We start from the raw sequence: 23,852 nt of genomic DNA, 5'->3' as shown, positions 1-23,852 counted from the left end.
TCACCTTAGTCCCGCCGCCGGGTCAAGCCCAACGTCGCGCCGGTTCTAGCACTGTCGCCCTTAGGCTCAGTCCTCGCCCTCCACCTGACCGCGCAGCGCCTTGACCTCGCCGCGCTGCTTCTTGGCAGCAAGGCGGCGTTTCTTCGATCCCAGCGTCGGTTTGGTCGCCACGCGCCGTTTGGGCGCGACCGAGGCTTGGCGAATGAGATCGGCCAGACGGTCCCGCACGATTTCCCGATTACGGGTCTGGCTGCGGGTCTCATCGCATTGCAGCACGACCGCCCCCTCCTTGGTCCAGCGCCGCCCGGCCAGTCGCCTTAGCCGCGTCTTGACCGGCGCGGGCAGGTTGGGCGAGCGCTCGGCCTCGAACCGCAATTCGACAGCACTCGACACCTTGTTGACGTTCTGCCCACCCGGCCCCGAGGCGCGCATGAACTGCTCGGTCAATTCCCAGTCCTCGATGGCGATCTGATCGGTGATATGCAGCATGGTTCCGGCCTCAAAACTCTGCCCTTGATACAGCATCCCGGCGGGATTGCGAACCTGTACACAACCCGCGTCCACAATGGACATCCTGTACACTAGGCCGCCGCCCGCTCCAGCGCGGGATAGCGCAGACCCAGCGTGACGCCCCGCGCCACGAAACTGATCAAGAGCGCCAGCCATAGCCCGTGATTGCCCATTGTGGGAGCGAGCAACAGTGCCGCACCGACATAGACCAAGAGGCTCAGCGCCATCATGTTGCGCATGTCGCGGGTGCGCGTGGCGCCGATAAAGACCCCATCAAGCATATAGGAAGCCAGCCCAAGAATTGGCGCAAGCGCCATATAAATCAGATAGTTACGAGCCTCTTGCTGCACCTCCGGTGCCTTGGCCATCAGGTCAATCAACGCCCCGCCAAAGCTGGCAAAAACGACCGCGAGGGCCACACAGACGACCAAGCCCCAGACACTCGTCAAGAGCGCCCCCCGCCGCAGATGCGCAACAGAGCGCGCCCCAAACGCCCGGCCCACCAGCGCCTCGGCGGCAAAGGCGAACCCGTCCAACGCATGCGAGGTGATACTCAGGAACTGCAAAAGCACCTGATTTGCCGCCAGCGTGACATCGCCAAAATCGCTGCCCCAGAACAGGAACGAGATGAAAATAATCTGCAACATCAATGACCTGAGCAGGATGTCGCCATTGACCGAGGCCATGTTCTTCAGCCGTTCCCGGTCAAATACCCGTGGCCAGTCACACCACGCTGACACCGCAAACGCATCGCGGCAGAACCAGAACCCAAGCATCAGACCGCCCCATTCGGCGATCACCGTCGCCCGTGCAACACCGGCGACACCCCAGTCGAGCCCCAGCACAAACCACAGATCCAAAAGGATATTTATTCCGTTCATCACCAGTTGCAAAAGCAAAACCGCCCGCGTGCGCTCTTGCGCGATGAGCCATCCGGTCATGCCGAACAGCGCAATCATCGCCGGTGCGCTCCAGACCCGGATCGCCATATACTGCCGCGCAAGGCCCTCGACCTCTTCGCTCGCCGGTGAAAGCTGAAAAGCGGCCCAGAAAACAGGGACTTGCAGGATGATCAATGCCAGCCCGCCTGCGAATCCGATCATCAGCGCGCGCGTCAATAGCGCGGCCACCTCGCCCACTTGTCCTGCCCCCTGCGCCTGACTGGTCAGGCCCGTGGTGCCCATCCGCAAAAAGCCGAAAAGCCAATAAATTCCGGTAATTATGACCGCGCCGATGCCCACCGCGCCAATCGGCGCGGCGGTCCCCAACTGTCCCACGACGCCAGTATCCACCGCGCCAAGGATCGGCACTGTGGCGTTGGAAATTACAATGGGAAGGGCGATTTTCAGGACACGGGCATGCGTGACCGCCCGCGCGACCTCAGCCATCGCGACGCGGCATCAGGAAATGCCCCGTGGCTTGGGCAAACGGACGGCTGCGATTGTCCTGCCACGCCTCGACATGCACAGAGGCATAGCGGCGGCCAGAGCGGTTGACCTGCGCCCGCGCATAGGCATCGCGCGGCAGGCCAGAGCGCAGATAATCCACTGTAAAATCAATGGTTTTAGGTAATCTCGGCAGCTTGCCCCCGACCACCGTCTCAGGATCGAACGCGCCGCTTTCAATCTCTTCCCAGAGCATACCCCAGCTCAAACCAATGATTGCCGTGATCTCTAAAAACGCTGCCGTCGCCCCGCCATGTAGCGCGGGCAGCATCGGATTGCCGATCAGCTTGTCCGCAAACGGCATCAAGGCCGTCAACTCATCGCCGCGCCGATCAAACTGCACCCCGAGAAAGCCGATATAGGGCACCCCCTCGACCAGCGCCTTGAGCGCCGCGTCACGCCGCTGTTTGACCACCTGCACAGGCTCGGGGCGGGCGCGGGCCATCATTTGCCCTCCACGGTAAAGGTGCCGGTGGCCGTGGCCACAGGCCGCGCGTCGTCGTCATCCATCGCGCGCGCCCGAACAAACGCCACAGAACGCGTGATATGATAGCATTCCGCATGCGCGCGGACCCGCTGCCCCGGCGTCGCCGGACGCATATAGTCGATGCGCAGATCAATCGTCGCCGTGCCGCCGGGCGAGGCCGGATGGCTCATCGCCGCCGCCCCGCAACAGGTATCCATCAACGCCGAAACCGCACCGCCGTGAATAACCCCGGTCTCGGGGTCGCCGACAAAGCGTGGATCGTAATCCATCTCGATCTCGGCCTCACCGTCGCCCATCGTCACCAACCGCATCCCAAGCGCGCGGGCATGCGGTAGGGCCTGCATGAATTGCTGTGCGATCTTGGTCCTTGCGTCGGTCATGCTATTCCCCGCGGATCGTGATGCGCCCTTTATGATCCCTAATCCGCACAAGCTGCAAGAGCACCGGTTGCATGGGCCGCATCTTGGTCCTAACGTCAAGAGAGCGAGGGGGCCTGCCCATGTCGGATAAAAAACTGTCCTTCAAGGAAATGTGCGCGACATATGATGTCACGCCGCGCACCCTGCGATATTACGAATACATCGAACTGTTGCAGCCTGAACGTGACGGGCGGGCACGCTGGTACGGCCCGCGCGAATGCGCGCGCATGACCCTGATCCTGCGCGGCCGCAAATTCGGCTTTGCGCTGGAAGAGATTCGGCAATGGCTTCTCATTTACGAGAAAGAGGGCACGACTGCGCAGATGCAGAGCTGGATTGCCCTAGCTGACCGGCAGCTTGCAGAACTGGCCGAACAGCGTCGTCAAATTGACGACGCGATGGCCGAATTGAAGAAGTTGCGTGACGACACCGCGTCCAGCCTGTCCTGAAAGGCTGACGCAAGGGAAAGAAAATTTCCCACGGGACGCGCTTACCTTGCCTTATCTTACGTCAACTTCAAAGTGACGCGACGTAGCGGTTACGTAAAGCCGCCTGGCTGTTGTAACCATGGCCCATGATCCGCAGATTGTCGGTAAATGTGCTCTGATATGGGTAAACCAATGACCGACGATATGATGACAATCCGCCAGATGTGCGACGTGTTCGAGGTAACGCCGCGCACACTGCGCTTCTACGAGGCCAAGGAGCTGCTCTCGCCCCGACGGGTCGGGCAAAAGCGGCTCTTTACCCGGCGCGACCGGGCCCGGCTGAAACTGATCCAACGCGGCAAGCGTTTCGGGTTCAGCCTTGAAGACCTGCGACAGTTGCTCGATCTCTACGACAAGGGGGATCAGCAACACAGCCAGATTGCTTGCGCCTATGCTGTGGCGCGGACGCGTCTGGCCGAAATGGAGAAACAGCGCGACGAGCTGGAGGCTGCAATCTCTGAGCTGCGCGAACAGATGACATGGGGCGAGCGTATGCTGGCCTCGATCAAGACCAGCCAAAAAGCCGCCGAGTAATCCGGTCCGGCACCTGTTTTAGGGAGAGAGACATATGCCAAGCTACACCGCCCCCACCCGTGACATGCAATTCGTGCTGCACGAGGTTCTGAACGTGTCCGAACAGACAACGCCCGGCTATGCCGAGCTCGAGCCTGACTTTACCAAGGCCGTTCTGGAAGAGGCGGGCAAGATTGCCTCCGAGGTGCTGATGCCGCTCAACGCCGTGGGCGATACCGAGGGTTGCGTCTTGGAAAACGGCGTGGTGCGCACGCCCAAGGGCTTCAAAGAGGCCTTTGAGCAGATGAAAGCCGGCGGCTGGACCGCGCTCGATCTTCCCGAAGAATTCGGCGGGCAATACATGCCCTATGTTCTCGGCACGGCAGTGGGCGAGATGTTCTCGGCCGCCAATCAGGCCTTTACCATGTATCAGGGGCTGACCCACGGCGCAGCCTCTGCAATCCTTGTGCATGGCACAGAGGATCAAAAGGCCACCTATTTGCCGAAAATGGCCAATTGCGACTGGACCGGCACCATGAACCTGACCGAACCGCATTGCGGCACCGATCTGGGCCTTATGCGGACCAAGGCCGAACCGCAGGGCGACGGCAGCTACAAGATCACCGGACAGAAGATCTTTATCTCGTCCGGCGAGCATGACATGGCCGACAACATCATCCATCTGGTGCTGGCCAAAATCCCCGGTGGCCCCGAAGGGATCAAAGGCGTGTCGCTCTTCATCGTGCCCAAGTTCATCGTCAAGGAGGATGGCAGCCTTGGCGACCGCAATGGCGTGACCTGCGGCAAGATTGAAGAGAAAATGGGCATTCACGGCAATTCCACCTGCGTGATGAACTATGACGGGGCCACCGGCTGGCTCTTGGGCGAAGAGCACAAGGGCATGCGCGCCATGTTCACCATGATGAACGAGGCCCGGATCGGTGTGGGCATGCAAGGGCTGGCACAGGCCGAGGTCGCCTATCAGAACGCGCTCGCCTATGCCAAGGACCGGCTTCAGGGCCGCGCCGTGACCGGCGCGGAAAACCCCAACGGCCCCGCTGACCCGTTGATCGTGCATCCCGACATCCGCCGCTCGCTGATGGATCAAAAGAGCTTTATCGAGGGCGCGCGCGCCTTCATGCTCTGGGGTGCGGAACTCATCGACCGCTCGCATCGCGGCGATGACGCCGCCGCCGAGGGGCTGATTTCGCTGATGACGCCGGTGATCAAGGGCTTTCTCACCGACGAAGGCTATGACATGACCGTGCTGGCGCAGCAGGTCTACGGCGGGCATGGCTATATCGAGGAATGGGGCATGTCGCAATTCACCCGCGACGCCCGCATCGCCATGATCTACGAAGGCGCCAACGGCGTGCAGGCGCTCGATCTAGTCGGCCGCAAGCTGGCACAGGATGGCGGCAAGCATGTCATGGCCTTCTTCGATCTGGTCAAAACCTTCCTCAAGGAAAACGAGGGCAACGACGCGCTTAAGTCCGATTTCCTCGATCCGCTCAAAGCGGCCTCCAAGGACCTGCAAGCCTCGGCCATGTTCTTCATGCAGAACGGGATGAAGAACCCCAACGCGGCGCTGTCCGGCTCCTATGACTTCATGCACCTCTTTGGTCATGTCTGCCTGGGGCTGATGTGGGCACGGATGGCGAAATCGGCCCATGCGGCGCTGGAGGCGGGCACTTCAGATGAGGCGTTCTACAAGACCAAGCTGGCAACGGGTCGCTTCTACATGAAGCGTCGCCTACCCGCGACCGCCCTGCATCTGGCACGTATCGAGAGCGGCGCGGATACCGTCATGGCGCTCGAGGCCGAGGCGTTCTGAGGCGAGACCACAAGGGAGGAGGGACAGATGCCGAAACGCTTTCGCCTCACGCGCCGCTTCAACGCGGCGATGACCGAGGATGGCTACCGCCGCCTGCGCCGCTTTGCGCAGGACTCGGGGCTGGATGAGGGCGAGGCGCTGTCCTTTCTCTTCGAGAATTTCGACAGCGTGATCAACGAAGAAACCTTTGCGCATCGCCTTAGGCTCTTCAATTCAGAGTTGGACGCGCGCAAACGCTGAAACCGCGGGGAAGGGAGGCCCGGCCATGACGTGGATGACAGACGAGCATCAGATGCTCTCGGACATGACCGCCAAGTTCATCACCGATGAATGGCGGCCGCATTTCGCCCGCTGGCGCAAGGCGGGCATCATGGACCGCGACTGCTGGCTTGAGGCGGGTGCCCTGGGCCTGCTCTGCCCCTCCATCCCCGAGGAATATGGCGGCGCAGGCGGCGATTTCGGTCATGAGGCCGTGATCTGCATGGAACAGGGGCGCGCCAATTTGGCAAGCTGGGGCAATCCCATTCATTCCGGTATCGTCGCACATTATATCCTCGCCTATGGGTCTGAGGCGCAAAAACGGAAATGGCTGCCCAAGATGGTCTCGGGCGAGATGGTCGGCGCGCTCGCCATGACCGAGCCCGCCGCCGGGTCGGATGTGCAGGGCATCAAGACCCGCGCCGTGCGCGACGGCAACGCCTATCGTCTTTCGGGACAAAAGACCTTTATCACCAACGGTCAGCACGCCGAGTTGATCATCGTTGCGGCCAAGACCGACCCCAAGGAAGGGGCCAAGGGCATCTCCTTGGTGGTTGTGGAAACAGAGGCCGCGCAGGGGTTCACACGCGGGCGCAATCTCGAAAAGGTCGGGATGCACGCGGGCGATACCTCGGAGCTTTTCTTCGACAATATCGAAATCCCGCCCGAGAACATTCTCGGCGGCGAAGAGGGGCGCGGCTTTTATCAGATGATGCAGCAACTGCCGCAAGAACGTCTGATCATCGCCTGCGGCGCGCAGGGCGCGATGGAGGGCGCGGTAGAACGCACCATCACCTATTGTAAGGAACGTCAGGCCTTTGGCGGCCCGATCCTGCAGTTCCAGAACACCCGCTTCAAACTGGCGGAATGCCAGACCAAAACCGCCGTCTGCCGCGCCTTTCTCGATGCGTGCATCACGGAACACATGCGCGGCGACCTCAGCGTGGAAAAGGCTGCGATGGCGAAATACTGGCTGACCGACAGCCAAGGCGAGGTGCTGGATGACTGCCTGCAACTGCATGGCGGCTATGGCTATATGCAGGAATATGACATCGCCGAGATGTGGGCCGATGCCCGGGTGCAGCGCATCTATGGCGGCACCAACGAGATCATGAAAGAGCTGATCGCGAGGGCGCTGTGAGGGTCGGAGCGGTGGTCCGCAGTGCAGGGTCGGAACCGGGGGTCTCACACCCCCGGACCCCCGTGGAGTATTTGCGGCAAGATGAAAAGCGCAGGTGCACCCTGCCCGGCGCGCAGGCCATTTGGCATCAGTCACCGGAACAGGGCTTCACCTTGCGCGGTCATCGGCTCTCCAGCCTGTACCGCATCGCCGATCAAGCCACATCTCAGTTAATACAGGGTAAATCCGGATCGGCTTCATCTTGCCAAAAATACTCAAATTCGAAATCGCAACAGGAACCCAACACATGACGATCAAACTCTACTGCTTTGGCGAGAGCGGCAATGCCTACAAGGCGGCGCTGGCCCTCGAGCTTTCCGGTCTCGACTGGACGCCGGTTTTTGTCGATTTCTTCGGCGGCGAGACGCGGCAGCCCGCGTTCCGCGAGGCCAATGTCATGGGCGAGGTGCCGGTGCTGGTCGATGGCGACGTGACCCTGACACAATCGGGTGTCATGCAGATGTATATCACCGAGAAGACTGGCAAATTCGGTGGGACCACGCCGGAAGAGGCGCGCGAGGTGATGCGCTGGATGTTCTGGGACAACCACAAGCTCAGCAGTCCGGGCGGCATGACCCGTTTCCTGATCAACTTTCTGCCCGAGGATAAGCGCCCTGAGGCTGTGATCCCCTTCACCCAAGCCCGGCTCAAGGCCGCCTACACGACGCTCGACACGCATCTTGCGGGGCGCGACTGGATCGTGGGCGAGGCCATGACCAATGCGGATCTGAGCTGCTGTGGGTATCTCTATTACCCCGAACCCTTCGGCTTTGACCGCGCCGAGTGGCCCAATATCGACCGGTGGCTGAACAATGTCAGCGCCACGCCCGGCTGGAAACACCCCTATGACCTGATGCCCGGCAGCCCCGCTGACCGCGCGTGATGACTATGATCGCAATGTTCGGCGAAATAGGTGAATGGAAGTACCTCAAGCACACTCTTGGGCTCTACATCATTGCCAGTCTGGTAATATGGCCTTTTTCCGAGTTTGCCGCCATCTGCATGCTTGTCGCATTAATGCTTTTGCTTGCAATGTTCTTCGTAGTGACCGCCTTTTCGCTCTACTCAACTGCATCAATGATTGAATGGCATGCTCTTAGCACACCCAGAAGGATTCTTATCCTTTTGGCATGGTTTATTCCTCTTTTTCTCTTGGGATTGACCGATTCCGAGCCACTCAAAGGACTGGCAATCTTCGCCTGCATGTTTGGCTTACTCGGATGGAGTATTCGAGCATTTTTTCTATATGCGATCGCGATGCATGACCGAAATAAACGAAAGGGAAAACAACAATGACCGAAGCTTATATCTACGACACCCTGCGCACCCCGCGTGGCAAGGGCCGCAAGGATGGCGCGCTGCACGAGGTGACGGCCGCGCGCCTCTCGGCGCAGGTGCTGAACGCGCTGAAATCCCGCAACGGACTCGATGGTCACGCCGTCGAGGACGTAATCTGGGGCAATGTCACGCAGGTGATGGAGCAGGGCGGCTGCCTTGCGCGGACTGCCGTGCTCGCCTCTGATCTGGATGAGAGCATCCCCGGCCTCGCCATCAACCGCTTTTGCGCCTCTGGCATGGAGGCGGTGAACCTCGCCGCCAACCAGATCAAGGGTGGCGCTGGTGAGGCCTATATCGCGGGCGGGGTCGAGATGATGGGCCGCGTCGCCATGGGCAGCGACGGGGCGGCGATTGCCGTGGACCCGTCGATTGCGATGGACACCTATTTCGTGCCGCAGGGCATTTCGGCGGATATCATCGCCACCGAATACGGCTTTAGCCGCGATGAGGCGGACGCGCTCGCCGTGGAATCGCAGCGCCGGGCCAAGGCGGCCTGGGATGACAAACGTTTCGCGAACTCCATCATCGAGGTGCAGGATCAGAACGGCCTGACCATTCTCGACCATGACGAATACATGCGCCCTGGCACCGACATGCAGACACTGGGCGCGCTCACCCCGGCGTTTCAGGCGATGGGCGAGGTGATGCCGGGCTTTGATGTCGTGGCCAAGATGAAATATCCGCATCTGGAGCGGATCAACCATATCCACCACGCTGGCAATTCCTCTGGCATCGTCGATGGTGCAGCAGGCGTCTTGATCGGCTCCAAGGCATTCGGCGAGAAATGGGGCCTTAAGCCGCGCGCCCGCATTCGCCAGACCTGCAAGATCGGCACCGATCCGACGATCATGCTGACCGGTCCCGTGCCCGCCACGCAGAAAATCCTCGCCGACAGCGGCATGTCGATCTCTGACATTGACCTCTTTGAGGTGAACGAGGCCTTTGCATCGGTGGTCCTGCGCTTTCAGCAGGCGTTCAATGTCGACCCAAACCTTGTCAACGTGAACGGCGGCTCGATCGCCATGGGCCACCCGCTGGGGGCCACGGGGGCCATCATCATCGGCACGCTGCTGGATGAGTTGGAGCGCACGGGCAAGGGCACCGGCCTTGCCACGCTCTGCATCGCCTCCGGCATGGGTGCCGCCACCATCATCGAACGCGTGTAAGAGGAGATGACCAAGATGACTGATTTCACGATGGAAAAAGGCGCCGACGGCGTCGCGATCATCACCTGGGACACGCAGGGCAAGTCCATGAATGTGATGAACACCCAAGGCTTTCTCGACCTCGAGACGCTGATTGACGACGCGCTGGCTGATGAGGCCGTCAAGGGTGTGATCCTCACCTCCGGCAAACCCGGCTCGTTTGCGGGCGGCATGGACCTCAACATCATCGCCAAGATGCGCGATGATGCGGGCGAAAATCCCGCCAAGGGGCTCTTTGATGGGGTGATGTGGATGCATGCCATCCTGCGCAAGATCGAGCGCGCCGGCATGGACCCCAAGACCAACAAGGGTGGCAAGCCGATTGCGGCGGCTCTCCCCGGCACGGCGCTTGGCATCGGGCTTGAGATCCCGCTCGCCTGTCACCGCATCTTTGCCGCGGACAATCCGTCGGCCAAGATCGGCCTGCCCGAGATCATGGTGGGGATTTTCCCAGGCGCAGGCGGCACGACACGCCTTGTGCGCAAGCTGGGCGCGATGGCCGCCTCGCCGCTCCTGCTCGAAGGCAAGCTCAATGATCCGAAAAAAGCCAAAGCCGCCGGTGTGGTGGATGAGGTGGTGCCGGCCGATCAACTGATCGAAAAGGCCCGCGAGTGGGTGCTGAGCAACCCCGTGATCGTCAAACCCTGGGATGACAAGGGCTATAAAATGCCCGGCGGCGCGCCCTATCACCCGGCGGGCTTCATGACCTTTGTCGGGGCTTCGGCCATGGTCAATGGCAAAACCCAAGGTGCCTTTCCGGCGGCCAAGGCGCTCTTGTCAGCGGTCTATGAAGGCGCGCTCGTGCCCTTCGACACCGCCCTCAAGATCGAGGCGCGCTGGTTCGTCAACGTGCTGATGAACCCAAGCTCCAGTGCGATGATCCGCTCGCTCTTCATCAACAAGGAAGCGCTGGAAAAAGGCGCGAACCGTCCCGACGTGCCCGATCAGCGCGTGAAGAAAGTAGGCGTCATGGGGGCCGGCATGATGGGGGCGGGTATCGCGCTCGTCTCCGCCATGGCGGGCATGCAGGTGGTGCTGATCGACCAGAAACAAGAGGCGGCGGACAAGGGCAAGTCCTACACCGCCGATTTCATGGATCAGGGCATCAAACGTGGCAAGGCCACGGCTGAGAAGAAGGCGGCAACGCTCGATCTCATCACCGCCACCACGGATTACGCGGCGCTCAAGGGCTGCGATCTCATCATAGAGGCGGTGTTCGAGGACCCGAAGGTCAAGGCCCAAGTCACCAGAGAGGTGCTCAAGGTGGTGGACAAGGACTGCATCTTTGCCACCAACACCTCGACCCTGCCGATTTCTGAACTGGCCAAGGCGTCTGACAATCCTGAGAATTTCATCGGCATTCACTTCTTCTCGCCGGTGGAAAAGATGATGCTGGTCGAGATCATCAAGGGTCAGAAAACCGGCCCCCGCGCCGTTGCCAAGGCGCTCGACTATGTCCGGCAAATCCGCAAGACGCCGATTGTGGTCAATGACGCGCGGTTCTTCTACTGCAACCGCTGCATCATCCCCTATATCAACGAGGGTCTGCGCATGGTGGCCGAGGGCATCGCGCCCGCGCTCATCGACAATGCCGCGCGCCAGCTTGGTTTCCCGGTGGGACCGCTGCAACTGGTCGATGAGACCTCGATTGACCTCGGTGCCAAGATCGCCCGCGCCACCAAGGCGGCGATGGGCGACGCCTATCCGGATGCCGCGGTCGATGAGGTGATCTTTTACATGGAAGGCGAGGGGCGTCTGGGCCGCAAATCCAAGGCCGGGTTCTTTGACTATGACGACAAGGGCAAGCGTCTGGGGTATTGGCCGGGGCTTGCCACGCAATACCCCCGCGCCGCCGAACAACCCGACGTGCACGAGGTTCAGCAGCGTCTGATGTTCGCGCAAGTGCTCGAGGCGGTGCGCGCCCTGGAAGAGGGTGTTCTCGAGGACATCCGCGAGGGCGACGTGGGCGCGATCCTGGCCTGGGGCTTTGCGCCTTGGTCAGGCGGGCCGTTTGCCTGGCTCGACATCATCGGCACGCCCTATGCCGCAGAGCGGTGCGATCAGTTGGCCGAGAAATTCGGCCCGCGTTTCACGACACCCAAACTGCTGCGCGAGATGGCGGACAAGACCCAGAGCTTCTATGGGCGCTTTGGCGGTCAGGCGGCCGCAGCCTGACCATAAAACAGAACCCGGCGCGCCTTGTTCGTGCGCGCCGGGCTTTTTCTTGGATCAAATACTTATATCTTTTCGTTGGCCGATCCCACAGGCGAGGGTGAGGCACTGCGCTCAGAGCGGCAAAAAGGCATCCTGATTGCCGCTAAATTGCTCCAGCGCACCCGAGCCGATCTCGTGCCAGAGCCCGTGCAGCGTTAGCGTGCCATCAGAGACTGCCTTGGCGACAAACGGAAATGTCATGAGGTTCTCCAGCGAAATCACCACCGCCTGCTTTTCGAGTGCCGTCATCTGATGCTCTGCATCGGCCATATCCTTGACCCGCTCGTAGCCGGGCCGCAGGATATCCAGCCACCGCCCGACAAAGCTTGTCTGTTTTTCCAGTTCCGGCGCATGGCCCGAGCACATTTCCATACAGCCCTTGACGCCACCACAGGCGGAGTGGCCGATCACGATGACATGCGCCACCTTGAGCGCGGTCACGGCATATTCCACCGCTGCCGAGGTGCCATGTTGACCGCCATCGGTCTCATAGGGCGGCACCAGATTGGCGATATTTCGGTGAATAAAGAACTCTCCCTGATCCGCACCAAAGATCGAGGTGACATGGACGCGGCTGTCACAGCAGGAAATCACCATGGCACGGGGGTGCTGCCCCTGCTGTGCCAGATGCCGATACCACGACTGGTTCTCGGCATAGCTCGTGGCCTTCCAGCCATGAAAACGGTGTACCAGATAGGCGGGCAGGGGGCGGGCGTGTTCCATGGTCTCTCCCGGGCTTGTGGCAATCGTTTGGTAGATAGTCCGGATTCGCCTCGAATTCGAGCGATAAATTGCGACCATGGAAACCATTTGGGAACTAGCCAAGGGCCAATCTGCGCGCGCCGTGGGGGCTGATGGATCAAGGGACTGTGGGTGAGCCGTGGAACAGGTGACATTGCTGAAACAAGAGGAACAGGTGCGGCTTGATGCCCAACGGCTCGAGACGCTCTATGTCCAACTCGGCGAGACGAATGCCGAAGATGTGGTCTGTCGCGCGCTCGAGGAACTGGCGGCACGGCTCACGCATGCCGGCCGGCTCTACAGCGCGGGCCGCAGGGACGATCTGCGCAAATGCGCGCGCAGCCTGATCGCCATCGCCGACCAGATCGGCATGCAGCTTTTGGTGCAGGTGGCCAGGGATGTGACCCGCTGCATTGAGGCCGGCGACACGACTGCGCTTGCCGCCACCTTTGCGCGCCTCTTGCGAATTGGCGAGCGTTCGCTCTGCGAGATATGGGATATGTCCGACCCGCCGCTTTGAACCGCATGAATTGACGGGTTGCAGGCGGCGCAATCGTGGCTAGGCTGGCGCGCAATAACGCCGCCAAAAGGTCTGCCCAAATGAGCCTCAGATTCGCTGCCCCCGACACACCTGCCATTCCGCTGCATCTGGTGGCCGAGCCTAACCTTGACGCATGGATGTCCGGACAAACGCCCGAGGTCACCACATGGGTGCGCGCGATGGGGTTCACCGGCGCGCTTGGCCGCACCCTCATTGTGCCGGACGGGGCAGGCGCGATTGCCATGGCGCTGGGCGGCTACGGCTCGGATGCGTCGCGCGCACGGGGGCGGTTTCATCTGGCCGGAATCGCCGCCGCCTTGCCTGCGGGCACCTACCGCGTCCAAGGCCTGCCCGAGGATCAGGCCGAGACCGAGGCGCTGGGCTGGCTCTTGTCGCATTACGCCTATGAGCGCTACCGCGACCAGACCCCGGCCAAGGCGCGGCTCATCGCGCCCGAGGGCGTCGATGCCGCGCGGCTGGAAATCATTGCGGCCGGCGAGGCGCTGACGCGCGACCTCATCAACACCCCCGCCAATGATCTTGGCCCCGATGCGCTCGAGGCCGCTTGTGCCGCCATCGCCGATCAACAGGGCGCCCGCATGACTTGCGTGCGGGGCGAGGATCTGCTTGCCCAGAACTTTCCCCTGATCCACACCGTCGGGCGCGCCTCTGCCGTGCCTCCGCGCCTCATGGACATGCGGTGGGGCCAGAGCGGCCCGAAATTGACCCTTGTGGGCAAGGGCGTCTGTTTCGACACCGGCGGGCTCAATCTCAAGCCCGGCTCCTCCATGGGCCTGATGAAAAAGGACATGGGCGGGGCCGCCACGGTTCTGGGCCTTGCGCATATGATCATGGCGCTTGGCCTGCCCGTGCAATTGCGTGTGCTGATCCCGGCGGTGGAAAACGCGGTCGCGGGCAATGCGTTTCGCCCCGGCGACATCCTGACCGCGCGCAATGGGCTGACGGTCGAGGTCAACAACACCGATGCCGAGGGGCGGCTGGTGCTGGCCGATGCGCTATCCTATGGGGCCGAGGATGCACCCGATCTGATGATCTCCATGGCCACCCTCACCGGGGCCGCCCGCGTGGCGCTTGGCCCTGATCTTTCGCCCTATTACACCGACGATCCCCGCTTTGCTTCGACACTGGAGGGCGCCGCTGCGCGCGTTGCTGACCCGGTTTGGCGCTTGCCGTTTCACACCCCCTATGAGGCGATGATCGAGCCCGGCATCGCCGATCTCGACAACGCCCCCTCAGGCGGTTTTGCAGGCTCGATCACCGCCGCGCTCTTTCTGCGCCGCTTCGTGGGCGGGCTCAATTACAGCCATTTCGACATCTACGGCTGGACCCCCTCCGCCGCTCCCGCCCGCCCCAAGGGCGGTGTCGGCATGGGCGCGCGCGCGCTTTTGGAGGCGCTGCCAGAGGTGTTGGGATTGTGAGCGAAATCCGCCTGATTGCCCTGCCTCTCGTTGACCTATTGCGCAGCCCTGACGGCCCGCGCGACCGGCAACTTTTGATGGGAGAGGGCGTCACGGTGCAGTCGATTGCCGATGGTTGGGCAGAGGTTACAACCACCCGCGACGGCTATCGGGGGTTTCTACCCGATACCGCACTGACAGACGGCACCCCTACCCACCGCGTCAGCGCCCGCGCCACACATCTCTACCCCGCGCCGGATTTCAAGACCCGCGAGCGGTTCAGCCTCAGCCACGGCGCGCGGCTTCAGGTGCTCTCGGAACAGGGTCGCTTTGCCGAGACGCCGCAGGGATACGTCCCTCGCGCCCATCTGACGCCGCTTGGGACGCTCGCCCCTGATCTTGTCACTGTTGCAGAAACCTTCCTTGGCACGCCCTATCTCTGGGGCGGAAACTCCAGCTTTGGCATTGATTGTTCGGGACTGGTGCAGGCGGCCTGCCTCGCCTGCGGCATCGCTTGCCCCGGTGACAGCGGCCCGCAAGAGCAAGGCTTGGGAGAACATCTCCCCGACTCCGCCCCCCTCCAACGCGGCGACCTTCTCTTTTGGCGCGGTCATGTCGCATGGGTGTCTGACCCAGAAACACTGCTGCATGCCAACGCGCATCACATGGCCGTGGCCTTTGAACCCATCGCCGAGGCCATCGCCCGGATCACCGCACAGGGGGACGGCCCCGTCACCTCTCGCAAACGCCTGAAAGGACTGTCATGACCTCCGATCCCTTCTTTCACCCCATCTCCGGGTTTGAGTTGCCGCGCTTTGCCGGTGTGCCCACCTTCATGCGGCTGCCCTATGTGCCCAACGGGCATGAGCGTTACAAGGATGTTCAAATCGGCCTGATCGGCGTGCCCTGGGATAGCGGCACCACCAACCGCCCCGGCCCGCGTCATGGCCCCCGCCAATTGCGCGACGCCTCGACCATGATCCGCGCGCAGCATCCGACCTCTGGCATGCGCCCGTTCGAGGCGGTGAATTGTGCCGATCTGGGGGATGTCGGGCCAAACCCGGCGGATATTATGGACAGCCTCGCCCGGATCACCGAATTCTACGACGGGGTGACAGGCGCGGGGATCATCCCACTCACAGCAGGCGGCGATCACCTTACAACCCTGCCGGTGCTGCGGTCTCTGGCCCGCCGCGCGCCCGTCGGCATGATCCACTTCGACAGCCACACCGACCTCTATCATTCGTACTTTGGTGGCACGATGTATACCCACGGCACCCCCTTCCGCCGCGCAGTCGAGGAAGGGCTGCTTGATCCCAAACGTGTCGTGATGATCGGCCTGCGTGGCACCATGTATGACACCGAGGATCGCGATTTCGCCGCGGCCGAGGGCATCCGCCTGATCCTCATCGAGGAATTCCACGCCCGCGGCCCCGAGGATGTGATGGCCGAAGCCGGCGAGATTGCAGGCAGCGGTGACACCTATGTCAGCTATGACATTGACTTTGTTGACCCCACCTTTGCTCCCGGCACCGGCACGCCCGAAGTGGGCGGCCCCAACAGCTATCAGGCGTTGCAGGTCGTGCGCGGGCTGGAAGGCGTCAACATTATCGGCGCCGATCTGGTCGAGGTGTCGCCGCCGTTTGACGCCTCTGGCGGCACGGCCTTTCTGGGCGCCTCAATCATGTTCGAACTGCTTTGCGTCATGGCACGGCTGCACGCCAAGGTCTGAGGGTCCGCCCTGTTGCCTAGCAACAGCGGTTTGGCGGTATCCTCCGCCAAACCCTTTGGAATCCGCCTGCGAATCCTATATGGGATCATATCCCAGCCCGAACCGCGACAGGCCCATGACCCAAACAGCGCCGATTACACAGGATGTGCTGACCATCCCCCGCAAGCTGCCCGACGGGCCGGTGAACCTTGTCGGTCTCACGCGCGACGCGCTGCGCGAGGCTCTGATCGCGCACGGCACGCCCGAAAAGCAGGCCAAGATGCGGGTCAATCAGATCTGGCAATGGATCTATCAATGGGGCGTGCGCGATTTTCATGCCATGACCAATCTGGCCAAGGCCTATCGCGCCCAACTGGCCGAAAACTTCGTGGTGACCATTCCCGAGGTGGTCAGCAAACAGGTCAGCACCGATGGCACCCGCAAATACCTGGTGCGGATCGCCGGCGGCCATGAGGTCGAGGTGGTCTACATCCCCGAAACCGATCGCGGCACGCTCTGCATTTCCTCTCAGGTGGGCTGCACGCTGACCTGCTCCTTTTGCCACACCGGCACGCAGAAACTGGTCCGCAACCTGACCGCCGGAGAAATCATCGGTCAGGTGATGCTGGCGCGCGATGATCTCAATGAATGGCCGCGCCCCGGTGAACCGGTGGGTGAGCGCCCGCGCCTGATCAGCAATATCGTCCTGATGGGCATGGGCGAGCCGCTTTATAATTTCGACAACGTCCGCGACGCGATGAAGATCGCCATGGATGGCGAGGGGATTTCCCTCTCGCGTCGGCGCATCACGCTCTCCACCTCCGGTGTCGTGCCCGAGATTGCCAAGACCGCGCAGGAAATCGGCTGTTTGCTGGCTGTCAGCTTTCACGCCACCACCGACGCAGTGCGCGACGCGCTCGTGCCGATCAACAAGAAATGGAACATCGCGACGCTCCTGGATACGCTGCGCGACTACCCGCGCCTCTCGAATTCCGAGCGGATCACCTTTGAATATGTGATGCTCAAGGATGTGAATGACAGCGATGCCGACGCCCGCCGCCTCGTGCAACTGATCAAGGGCATTCCGGCCAAGATCAATCTCATCCCCTTCAACGAATGGCCCGGAAGCCCCTATGAGCGCAGCGACCGGGACCGGATTCAGCGCTTTGCCGACATCATCTACAAGGCCGGTTACGCCAGCCCGATCCGCACGCCGCGTGGCGAGGATATCATGGCCGCCTGCGGTCAGTTGAAATCCGCCACCGAACGCGCCCGCAAATCCCGCGCTCAGATCGAGGCCGAGGCAGGGCATTAAGCCCATGACCGCCTTTGCCCCTTTGCCGCAACCGCTGAACGCCAAGGGCGATCCCCGACTCATCGGCGTCGAGATCGAGCTTGGCGGTCTGCCCGAAGCGCAAGTGGCGCACCTCTGCGCGGCAACGCTGACTGGCAGCGCGTCCCAAACGGACAGCCATATCTGGCGCGTCGAGAATAGCGAGATCGGCCAGATCGACGTTTACCTCGATATCTTTCTGCGCAATGCCCAGAAAAGCAAACTGCGCGACATGGCCCTTGATCTGGGGCGCGAGGTCGTTCCGGTGGAAATCGTCACCGAACCGCTCGATCTCAAACGCCTCGCCCGCCTGGACGATCTGCGCAATGCCCTGCGGGCTGCGGGGGCCTTGGGCAGCGGCGCTGGCTGGTTCTTTGGCTTTGGCCTGCATCTCAACGTCGAGATAGCCAGCGAGGCCGACGCGGACACGATCCGCCCCCTGCTGGCCTATGCATTGATCGAGGACTGGCTGCGCGCCACCAACCCGATCGACGAGGCCCGCCGCCTCTTGCCCTTCACCGATCCCTACCCGATAGATTTCGTCCGCGCGCTGATCAAGGCCGGACCGGGTGCCAGCCGTGACCACGTGACAGGGCTCTATCTCGAACTCACACCCAGCCGGAATCGTGGCCTGGATATGCTGCCGATCTTCGCGCATTTCGACGCGGACCGGGTCAGAGCAGCCATCTCTGACAAAACCTCTGCCCGCCCGACGTTTCATTTTCGCCTGCCCGACTGCCGGATAGACGAACCCGACTGGTCCATTGCCGAGGAATGGCAGCGCTGGCTGATCGTCGAACGGGTCGCCAGCAATGCCGCCCTTCTCACCCGCTTGTCGCAGGCATGGCTGGATGATCACGGCCTGCTGACGCTCTCCCGTCAAAGTTGGGCCAACCGCGCCGGTCGTATTCTGCAATCGGCGGGGCTGGACCGCGCATGACCACTCGCCGCCCGGTGATCGGGGTCACTGTCTCGCGCCGCTCGGGCTGGCGCATCTTTCCGCTCATTGCCCTGAATGTGTGGCTGGCAGGCGGGCAGGCACAGCGTTGGCAGACCGGGCGCGCGGCAGACATCACAGCCGTGGACGGGCTTATCATCGGCGGCGGCGATGACATATCGCCGGATCTCTATGGTGGGCGGCTTGTGACATCCGCGTGGCTTGACCCCGACCGCGACGCTCTGGAGCGCGGGCTGGTGCTGGCGGCGTTCGAGCATGCCAAGCCGGTTCTGGGGATTTGTCGCGGCAGTCAGATGCTCAACATTGCGCTCGGCGGCACGCTGCATCAGGACGCCTATGAAACCTACAAGGCCAGCGATCACATCCGCACCGTGCTGCCGCGCAAGACCGTGCACATAGAAGCCGGCACCCGGCTGGCCAAACTTGCCGGCACGCAACCGATGAAGGTGAACGCCCTGCACACGCAGGCGGTGGACCGCTTGGGAGCGGGCTTGCGCATCGCCGCGCGCGACAGCGGCGGCATGATTCAGGCCATCGAACGCGTGACCGAGCCCTTTGCCTTGGGCGTGCAATGGCACCCCGAGCATCTCTTCTATGCGCATCGGCAAATGGGTATCTTTCGCGCCCTGATCGCCGCTGCCTGCTCGCGCCGCGACGATGCTGCGCAACTGCCCGGCGTGGATGCTGCGGCGCGTTGACCCTGCCCAGACAATTCCCCGGCCTCGCCATAATCCGGCACGATTACCGCCACATCCGCCACCTATCCCTATCGTTAGAGGCAAATTTCAACAGGGATAGAAACAATGAACCTGACCCAGACCGACAGCACCACAGAAATCCGCAATCTCGTCCTGCGAGAGCGTCACCTCGCGGTGTCCGAGCGTGAATGGAAACACCGCCTGCGCGGCTATGGCTATGCGATCCGTGACACCTCCGAAGGCCGCTTTGTCACCTCGATTCGCCAAGACGCGCCGCTCTGCCAACTCAGCTGATCGCGGGTTCTTCTTGGCTGAAATACTCTAGGGGGTGCCCTTTGGAGCGACGGGGGCAAGCCCCCAAAACGACAAACCCCCGAAGCATCCGCCCGGGGGTCGTCAAAGTAACGCCTATCTGATCCTAAAATCGGTGTCCGATCTTTCGGGATAGATGCCTCGTGCCGCAAAATTCTGCGGAGAGTGCTCCAAGAGACCTTAGAGCATGCCTTCGCGCTGCGCTTTCTTGCGCGCCAGTTTCCGGGCACGGCGAATCGCTTCGGCCTTCTCGCGCGCTTTTTTCTCGGACGGTTTCTCGAAATGTTGCTTGAGCTTCATTTCACGAAAAACGCCTTCGCGCTGCAGTTTTTTCTTCAGAGCGCGGAGCGCCTGATCGACATTGTTGTCGCGAACACTAACCTGCATGTGGTGTCACCACCTTCCTAAGTTAAAGTTGCAATAGATTGCAGGAAGGCGCCGTATAGCAAAGCGCCCCGGATTTGTCTAGGGTGCGCCGCAAGGAGGATCGCTGATGTCCGAACCTGATCTTATGACCCGTCTGCTCGAGGCCGCAGCCCTGCATGTGCCCTTTGACGGCTGGAGCGAAACCACCCTGCGCCTCGCCGCCGAGGATGCCGGGATCTCTCCGGCGCTTGTGTCCGCCATCTGCCCACGCGGTGCGGTGGATCTGGCGCTGGCCTATCACGCGGCGGGCGATGCCGCGATGCTCAAACGACTGGCCGAGACCGATCTGGGCACCCTGCGTTTTCGCGACCGCGTGGCCTTTGCCGTGCGCGCCCGGCTTGAGGCGGTTGAAGATCGCGAACTTGTGCGCCGGGGCATGACCCTCTTTTCGTTGCCACCCTATGCCGCCGATGGCGCACGCGCCCTCTGGCAAACCGCCGATCACATCTGGACCGCGCTTGGCGATACATCCGACGATGTGAATTGGTATACCAAACGCGCGACGCTCTCGGGTGTCTATGGCGCGACTGTGCTCTATTGGCTGGGGGATGACAGCGATGGGCACAGCCGCACATGGGAGTTTCTGGATCGCCGCATCGAGGGTGTGATGCAGATCGAAAAGCTCAAGGCGCAGGCGCGCGACAACCGGCTGGTGTCGGGTCTCATGGCCGGCCCACTCAGCTTTCTGAGCCGCATCCGCGCGCCTCAGAGCGCGCAGCAAACAGGCATGCCAGGGCGCTGGAACCGACCGACATAACGACAAAGGACCAAGGATGACTCAGACAATGCAGGCCGTTGAAATCACACAGGCCGGTGGCCCCGAGGTATTGCAACCCACCACGCGTCCCCGCCCCACGCCCCGCGCGGGCGAGGTGGTGATCCGGCTTGCCTATGCTGGCGTCAATCGCCCTGATGCCCTGCAACGCGCCGGTCTCTATGCGCCGCCACCGACCGCCTCTGACCTTCCGGGGCTAGAGGGGGCGGGTGAAATCGTAGCACTCGGTGCGGGCGTCAGCGATTGGGCGCTTGGCGATCAGGTCTGCGCTCTCTTGCCCGGCGGCGGCTATGCCGACTATGTGGCCACGCCCGCCGCGCATTGCCTGCCCGTGCCTCATGGCCTCAGCCTCAAACAGGCCGCCTGCCTGCCAGAAACCTTCTTTACCGTCTGGTCCAACGTCTTTCAGCGCGGCGCGCTCAGGGCGGGCGAGCGCTTTCTGGTGCATGGCGGATCTTCCGGCATCGGCACCACGGCCATTCAACTCGCCCACACCTTTGGCGCACGGGTCTTTACCACGGCAGGCAGCGCCGCGAAATGCAAGGTCTGCGTGGATCTCGGAGCTGAACGCGCGATCAACTACCGCGACGAGGATTTTGTAGAGGTGCTATCCGCCGAGGGTGGCGCAGATCTCATCCTCGACATGGTCGGCGGCGATTACCTGCCCCGCAACGTCAAGGCGCTTGCCGATGATGGACGCCTCGTGCAGATCGCATTCCTCCAAGGCCCCAAGATCGAGCTGAATTTCTCTCAGGTGATGATGCGCCGCCTGACGATCACCGGCAGCACCCTGCGTCCGCAAAGCGATCTCGCCAAGGCGCGGATTGCCGAGGCCTTGCGCGCCCATGTCTGGCCCCTGCTCGAGGCAGGCCGCATTGCCCCGGTCATGGATTCCGAGTTTCCGCTGACCGAGGCCGCCGCCGCGCATGCCCGCATGGAATCGAGCGGCCATATCGGCAAGATCGTCCTCAAGGTCGCCTGACCGGATCACGCGGCGCGGGACACTCGTCATCACGGTACAAAGTAAAAAGCCGCCCTTTGGGCGGCCCTTATGATCTTGGTGTGATCTTGCTCTGCTCTCGGTAAGCGGTATCGCTCCAGCAGGTTCGGGGATCAGCCGTTCACGCTGTCCTTGAGTGCCTTGGCGATGGTCATCTTCACCACCTTGTCGGCCTCTTTCTTCATCTGCTCGCCGGTGGCGGGATTGCGCACCATGCGCTCGGGGCGCTCGCGGCAATAGATCTTGCCAATGCCCGGCAGGGTCACGGCACCACCGGCGGAAACTTCGCGGGTGATGATCGCAATCACCGAATCCAGCGCCGCGCCTGCGGTCTTCTTGTCACTGCCCATTTCATCGGCCAGTGCGGCCACGAGTTGGGTCTTGGTCATGGGTTTTGCCATTTTATGGTCTCCTTGCAACTGCCCTTCTCTTGGGCCTCATGCGCGTGATTTAACGCTATGATGTGGTTAAACACAACGCCTAGTGGGCAAAAGCAAGCGCTTTCGGCGGATTTTGTGCGGATTTCCGTGGGGTCAAAGGAAGGCTGTCTCCTCAAAGCTGCGCAATTTGCGGCTGTGGATGCGTTCGAGCGGCATCCGGCGCAGTGATTCCATCGCGCGAATCCCGATCATCAGATGCCGCGAGACCTGTGATTTGTAGAATTCCGACGCCATGCCGGGCAGTTTCAACTCGCCCTGCAACGGCTTGTCGGACACGCAGAGCAGCGTGCCATAGGGCACCCGGAACCGGAACCCGTTGGCGGCAATCGTGGCGCTCTCCATGTCGAGCGCGATGGCGCGCGATTGGCTCAGACGTTGCACCGGCCCGGACTGATCGCGCAACTCCCAGTTGCGATTGTCCACGCTGGCCACGGTTCCGGTGCGCATCACCCGCTTGAGATCAAACCCCTCCAATTGCGTCTCTGCCGCCACCGCGTCTTGCAGCGCGATCTGGATTTCAGCGAGCGCCGGGATGGGCACCCAGGCGGGCAGATCGGCATCGAGCACGCGATCCTCGCGCAAATAGGCATGAGCCAGCACGAAATCGCCCAAGGATTGCGAATTGCGCAGCCCTGCGCAATGGCCCACCATCACCCAGGCATGCGGGCGCAGCACGGCGATATGATCCGTCGCGGTCTTGGCATTGGATGGCCCGACCCCGATATTGACCAGCGTGATCCCCGACCCATCCGCCCGCTTGAGATGATAGGCGGGCATCTGTGGCAATCGCTCGGGTGCCGGCAGCGGATCATCAGGCCCGGTGATCTCGGCATTGCCGGTGCTGACAAAGGCGGTATAGCCGCTCTCGGCGTCCCCCAACATGCGCCGGGCATAGGTCTCGAATTCCGAGACATAGAACTGATAATTGGTAAACAGCACGTAATTCTGGAAATGGCGGGGATCGGTCGCGGTGTAATGCGTGAGCCGTGCCAGCGAATAATCCACCCGTTGCGCTGTAAAAGGCGCAAGCGGTGCCGCCCCGTTTGGCACAGACACCCATGTGCCATTGACGATATCGTCATTGGTGGTCGCGAGATCCGGCACGTCAAAGTAATCGCGCAGGGTGAACTCGGCCGCCCCCTCCTGCGGCACACTCAGCCCCGCATCCTCCGCCACCGCGAAATGCACTGGCATCGGCGTGTCGGAGGTGCCGATCGTTACCCCAACGCTGTGGTTGACCAAGAGCAACCCGATCTGTTGCTCCAGATAGGCGCGGAACAGGTCGGGGCGCGTGATCGTCGCGGCATATGTGCCGGGGTTGGACACATGCCCGAAACTGAGCCGGCTATCGACCTTGGCATAGGTTCCGGTGGTCAGGCGGATTTCGGGATAATAGGCGCGCACCCGGCCTATCGGCAGGTTCCCGGCCAGTGCCCGCGCAAACGCCGCGCAGAGAAACTCCGTGCCCGCCGCATAGAGCTGACAGAGCCGGTCCACAGCCGCGCGCGCGTCTGTGAACGCCTCCGGGGCGATCTCATCCGGGGTTTGCATGGTCATGCCTGTCTCCTGCTCTGCGCACACAGGTTGACACGCGCTGGGGGCATGATC

The 23,852-nt window shown here is 62.0% G+C and carries 27 protein-coding genes; 19 read left to right on the top strand and 8 right to left on the bottom strand.

Annotation, left to right across the window (positions count from 1 at the left end):
- Positions 1-66: 66 nt before the first annotated feature.
- The 4 genes from arfB to VR71_RS22505 form a co-directional block, all read right to left on the bottom strand.
- Complete coding sequence (gene arfB, locus VR71_RS22520) at positions 67-489, bottom strand: alternative ribosome rescue aminoacyl-tRNA hydrolase ArfB (RefSeq protein WP_040651213.1); 423 nt, start codon at positions 487-489, stop codon at positions 67-69.
- Positions 490-581: 92 nt separating this feature from the next.
- Positions 582-1,898, bottom strand: coding sequence for an MATE family efflux transporter (locus tag VR71_RS22515; protein ID WP_045686574.1), 1,317 nt, complete (start codon positions 1,896-1,898; stop codon positions 582-584).
- On the bottom strand, positions 1,891-2,400 hold the full coding sequence (locus VR71_RS22510) for a PaaI family thioesterase (protein ID WP_009817104.1): 510 nt from the start codon (positions 2,398-2,400) through the stop codon (positions 1,891-1,893). The genes VR71_RS22515 and VR71_RS22510 overlap by 8 nt, the downstream gene beginning before the upstream one ends.
- Positions 2,400-2,822 (bottom strand): PaaI family thioesterase, encoded by a 423-nt coding sequence (locus VR71_RS22505; RefSeq protein WP_009817105.1) that lies wholly within the window; start codon positions 2,820-2,822, stop codon positions 2,400-2,402. Before VR71_RS22505 ends, VR71_RS22510 begins: the two co-directional genes overlap by 1 nt.
- A 119-nt stretch (positions 2,823-2,941) precedes the next feature.
- Here VR71_RS22505 and VR71_RS22500 point away from each other — a divergent pair, with 119 nt between their 5' ends.
- From VR71_RS22500 to VR71_RS22460, 9 genes are all read left to right on the top strand, one after another.
- Positions 2,942-3,310: a MerR family DNA-binding transcriptional regulator gene (locus tag VR71_RS22500; protein ID WP_009817106.1), complete on the top strand. Its 369-nt coding sequence runs from the start codon at positions 2,942-2,944 to the stop codon at positions 3,308-3,310.
- Between the two features lie 171 nt (positions 3,311-3,481).
- Positions 3,482-3,883, top strand: coding sequence for a MerR family DNA-binding transcriptional regulator (locus VR71_RS22495; RefSeq protein ID WP_045686573.1), 402 nt, complete (start codon positions 3,482-3,484; stop codon positions 3,881-3,883).
- Between the two features lie 34 nt (positions 3,884-3,917).
- Positions 3,918-5,696 carry an acyl-CoA dehydrogenase C-terminal domain-containing protein gene (locus tag VR71_RS22490; protein WP_045686572.1) on the top strand — a complete coding sequence of 593 codons (1,779 nt, stop codon included), beginning with the start codon at positions 3,918-3,920 and terminating at the stop codon, positions 5,694-5,696.
- 27 nt (positions 5,697-5,723) lie between these two features.
- The gene (locus tag VR71_RS22485; RefSeq protein ID WP_009817109.1) at positions 5,724-5,936 is read left to right on the top strand and encodes a hypothetical protein; all 213 of its coding nucleotides are present in this window, start codon (positions 5,724-5,726) and stop codon (positions 5,934-5,936) included.
- A gap of 25 nt (positions 5,937-5,961) precedes the next feature.
- On the top strand, positions 5,962-7,095 hold the full coding sequence (locus tag VR71_RS22480) for an acyl-CoA dehydrogenase family protein (RefSeq protein WP_045686571.1): 1,134 nt from the start codon (positions 5,962-5,964) through the stop codon (positions 7,093-7,095).
- Between the two features lie 286 nt (positions 7,096-7,381).
- Positions 7,382-8,017, top strand: coding sequence for a glutathione S-transferase family protein (locus tag VR71_RS22475; protein ID WP_045686570.1), 636 nt, complete (start codon positions 7,382-7,384; stop codon positions 8,015-8,017).
- Positions 8,017-8,430, top strand: coding sequence for a hypothetical protein (locus VR71_RS22470; RefSeq protein ID WP_045686569.1), 414 nt, complete (start codon positions 8,017-8,019; stop codon positions 8,428-8,430). Before VR71_RS22475 ends, VR71_RS22470 begins: the two co-directional genes overlap by 1 nt.
- Entirely contained in the window at positions 8,427-9,638 is a 1,212-nt protein-coding gene (locus VR71_RS22465) for an acetyl-CoA C-acetyltransferase (protein ID WP_045686568.1), read from the top strand. The genes VR71_RS22470 and VR71_RS22465 overlap by 4 nt, the downstream gene beginning before the upstream one ends.
- 15 nt (positions 9,639-9,653) lie before the next feature.
- A complete protein-coding gene (locus VR71_RS22460) occupies positions 9,654-11,852 on the top strand; it encodes a 3-hydroxyacyl-CoA dehydrogenase NAD-binding domain-containing protein (RefSeq protein WP_045686567.1) in 2,199 nt (732 codons plus the stop codon).
- Positions 11,853-11,963: 111 nt separating this feature from the next.
- On the opposite strand, the gene VR71_RS22455 is transcribed toward VR71_RS22460, so the two are convergent.
- Positions 11,964-12,614: a carbonic anhydrase gene (locus tag VR71_RS22455; RefSeq protein ID WP_009817114.1), complete on the bottom strand. Its 651-nt coding sequence runs from the start codon at positions 12,612-12,614 to the stop codon at positions 11,964-11,966.
- A 157-nt stretch (positions 12,615-12,771) separates the two neighbouring features.
- Between VR71_RS22455 and VR71_RS22450 the strand changes: the two genes are divergently transcribed.
- The 8 genes from VR71_RS22450 (at position 12,772) to VR71_RS22415 (ending at position 19,585) form a co-directional block, all read left to right on the top strand.
- A complete protein-coding gene (locus VR71_RS22450) occupies positions 12,772-13,152 on the top strand; it encodes a hypothetical protein (protein WP_045686566.1) in 381 nt (126 codons plus the stop codon).
- Positions 13,153-13,232: 80 nt separating this feature from the next.
- Positions 13,233-14,612, top strand: a complete 1,380-nt coding sequence (locus VR71_RS22445) for a M17 family metallopeptidase (RefSeq protein ID WP_045686565.1) — start codon at positions 13,233-13,235, stop codon at positions 14,610-14,612.
- Positions 14,609-15,358, top strand: coding sequence for an NlpC/P60 family protein (locus VR71_RS22440; RefSeq protein ID WP_045686564.1), 750 nt, complete (start codon positions 14,609-14,611; stop codon positions 15,356-15,358). Before VR71_RS22445 ends, VR71_RS22440 begins: the two co-directional genes overlap by 4 nt.
- Entirely contained in the window at positions 15,355-16,323 is a 969-nt protein-coding gene (speB, locus tag VR71_RS22435) for an agmatinase (protein WP_045686563.1), read from the top strand. The genes VR71_RS22440 and speB overlap by 4 nt, the downstream gene beginning before the upstream one ends.
- 115 nt (positions 16,324-16,438) lie before the next feature.
- Positions 16,439-17,617 carry a 23S rRNA (adenine(2503)-C(2))-methyltransferase RlmN gene (gene rlmN, locus VR71_RS22430; protein ID WP_009817119.1) on the top strand — a complete coding sequence of 393 codons (1,179 nt, stop codon included), beginning with the start codon at positions 16,439-16,441 and terminating at the stop codon, positions 17,615-17,617.
- Positions 17,618-17,621: 4 nt separating this feature from the next.
- Entirely contained in the window at positions 17,622-18,575 is a 954-nt protein-coding gene (locus VR71_RS22425) for an amidoligase family protein (RefSeq protein ID WP_045686562.1), read from the top strand.
- Complete coding sequence (locus VR71_RS22420; protein ID WP_045686561.1) at positions 18,572-19,291, top strand: gamma-glutamyl-gamma-aminobutyrate hydrolase family protein; 720 nt, start codon at positions 18,572-18,574, stop codon at positions 19,289-19,291. The genes VR71_RS22425 and VR71_RS22420 overlap by 4 nt, the downstream gene beginning before the upstream one ends.
- A 105-nt stretch (positions 19,292-19,396) precedes the next feature.
- Positions 19,397-19,585, top strand: coding sequence for a hypothetical protein (locus VR71_RS22415; protein ID WP_045686560.1), 189 nt, complete (start codon positions 19,397-19,399; stop codon positions 19,583-19,585).
- Positions 19,586-19,783: 198 nt separating this feature from the next.
- Here VR71_RS22415 and rpsU read toward each other — a convergent pair whose 3' ends face one another.
- Complete coding sequence (gene rpsU / locus VR71_RS25400) at positions 19,784-19,990, bottom strand: 30S ribosomal protein S21 (RefSeq protein ID WP_008207378.1); 207 nt, start codon at positions 19,988-19,990, stop codon at positions 19,784-19,786.
- 106 nt (positions 19,991-20,096) lie between these two features.
- Here rpsU and VR71_RS22405 point away from each other — a divergent pair, with 106 nt between their 5' ends.
- Together VR71_RS22405 and VR71_RS22400 are read left to right on the top strand one after the other, a co-directional pair.
- Positions 20,097-20,786, top strand: a complete 690-nt coding sequence (locus VR71_RS22405; protein WP_045686558.1) for a COQ9 family protein — start codon at positions 20,097-20,099, stop codon at positions 20,784-20,786.
- 16 nt (positions 20,787-20,802) lie between these two features.
- Complete coding sequence (locus tag VR71_RS22400; RefSeq protein ID WP_045686557.1) at positions 20,803-21,786, top strand: NAD(P)H-quinone oxidoreductase; 984 nt, start codon at positions 20,803-20,805, stop codon at positions 21,784-21,786.
- A gap of 131 nt (positions 21,787-21,917) precedes the next feature.
- Here the strand turns inward: VR71_RS22400 and VR71_RS22395 are convergent, their stop codons facing one another.
- Positions 21,918-22,205, bottom strand: coding sequence for an HU family DNA-binding protein (locus VR71_RS22395; protein ID WP_009817125.1), 288 nt, complete (start codon positions 22,203-22,205; stop codon positions 21,918-21,920).
- Between the two features lie 132 nt (positions 22,206-22,337).
- A complete protein-coding gene (locus VR71_RS22390) occupies positions 22,338-23,801 on the bottom strand; it encodes an AMP nucleosidase (protein WP_045686556.1) in 1,464 nt (487 codons plus the stop codon).
- Positions 23,802-23,852 lie beyond the last annotated feature (51 nt).

The organism is Roseovarius sp. BRH_c41 (genome assembly GCF_000961715.1).
Classification (GTDB): Bacteria; Pseudomonadota; Alphaproteobacteria; order Rhodobacterales; family Rhodobacteraceae; genus Roseovarius.
The sequence above is the reverse complement of the archived record's forward strand: the minus strand, read 5'-3'. Positions and strand labels throughout refer to the sequence as shown.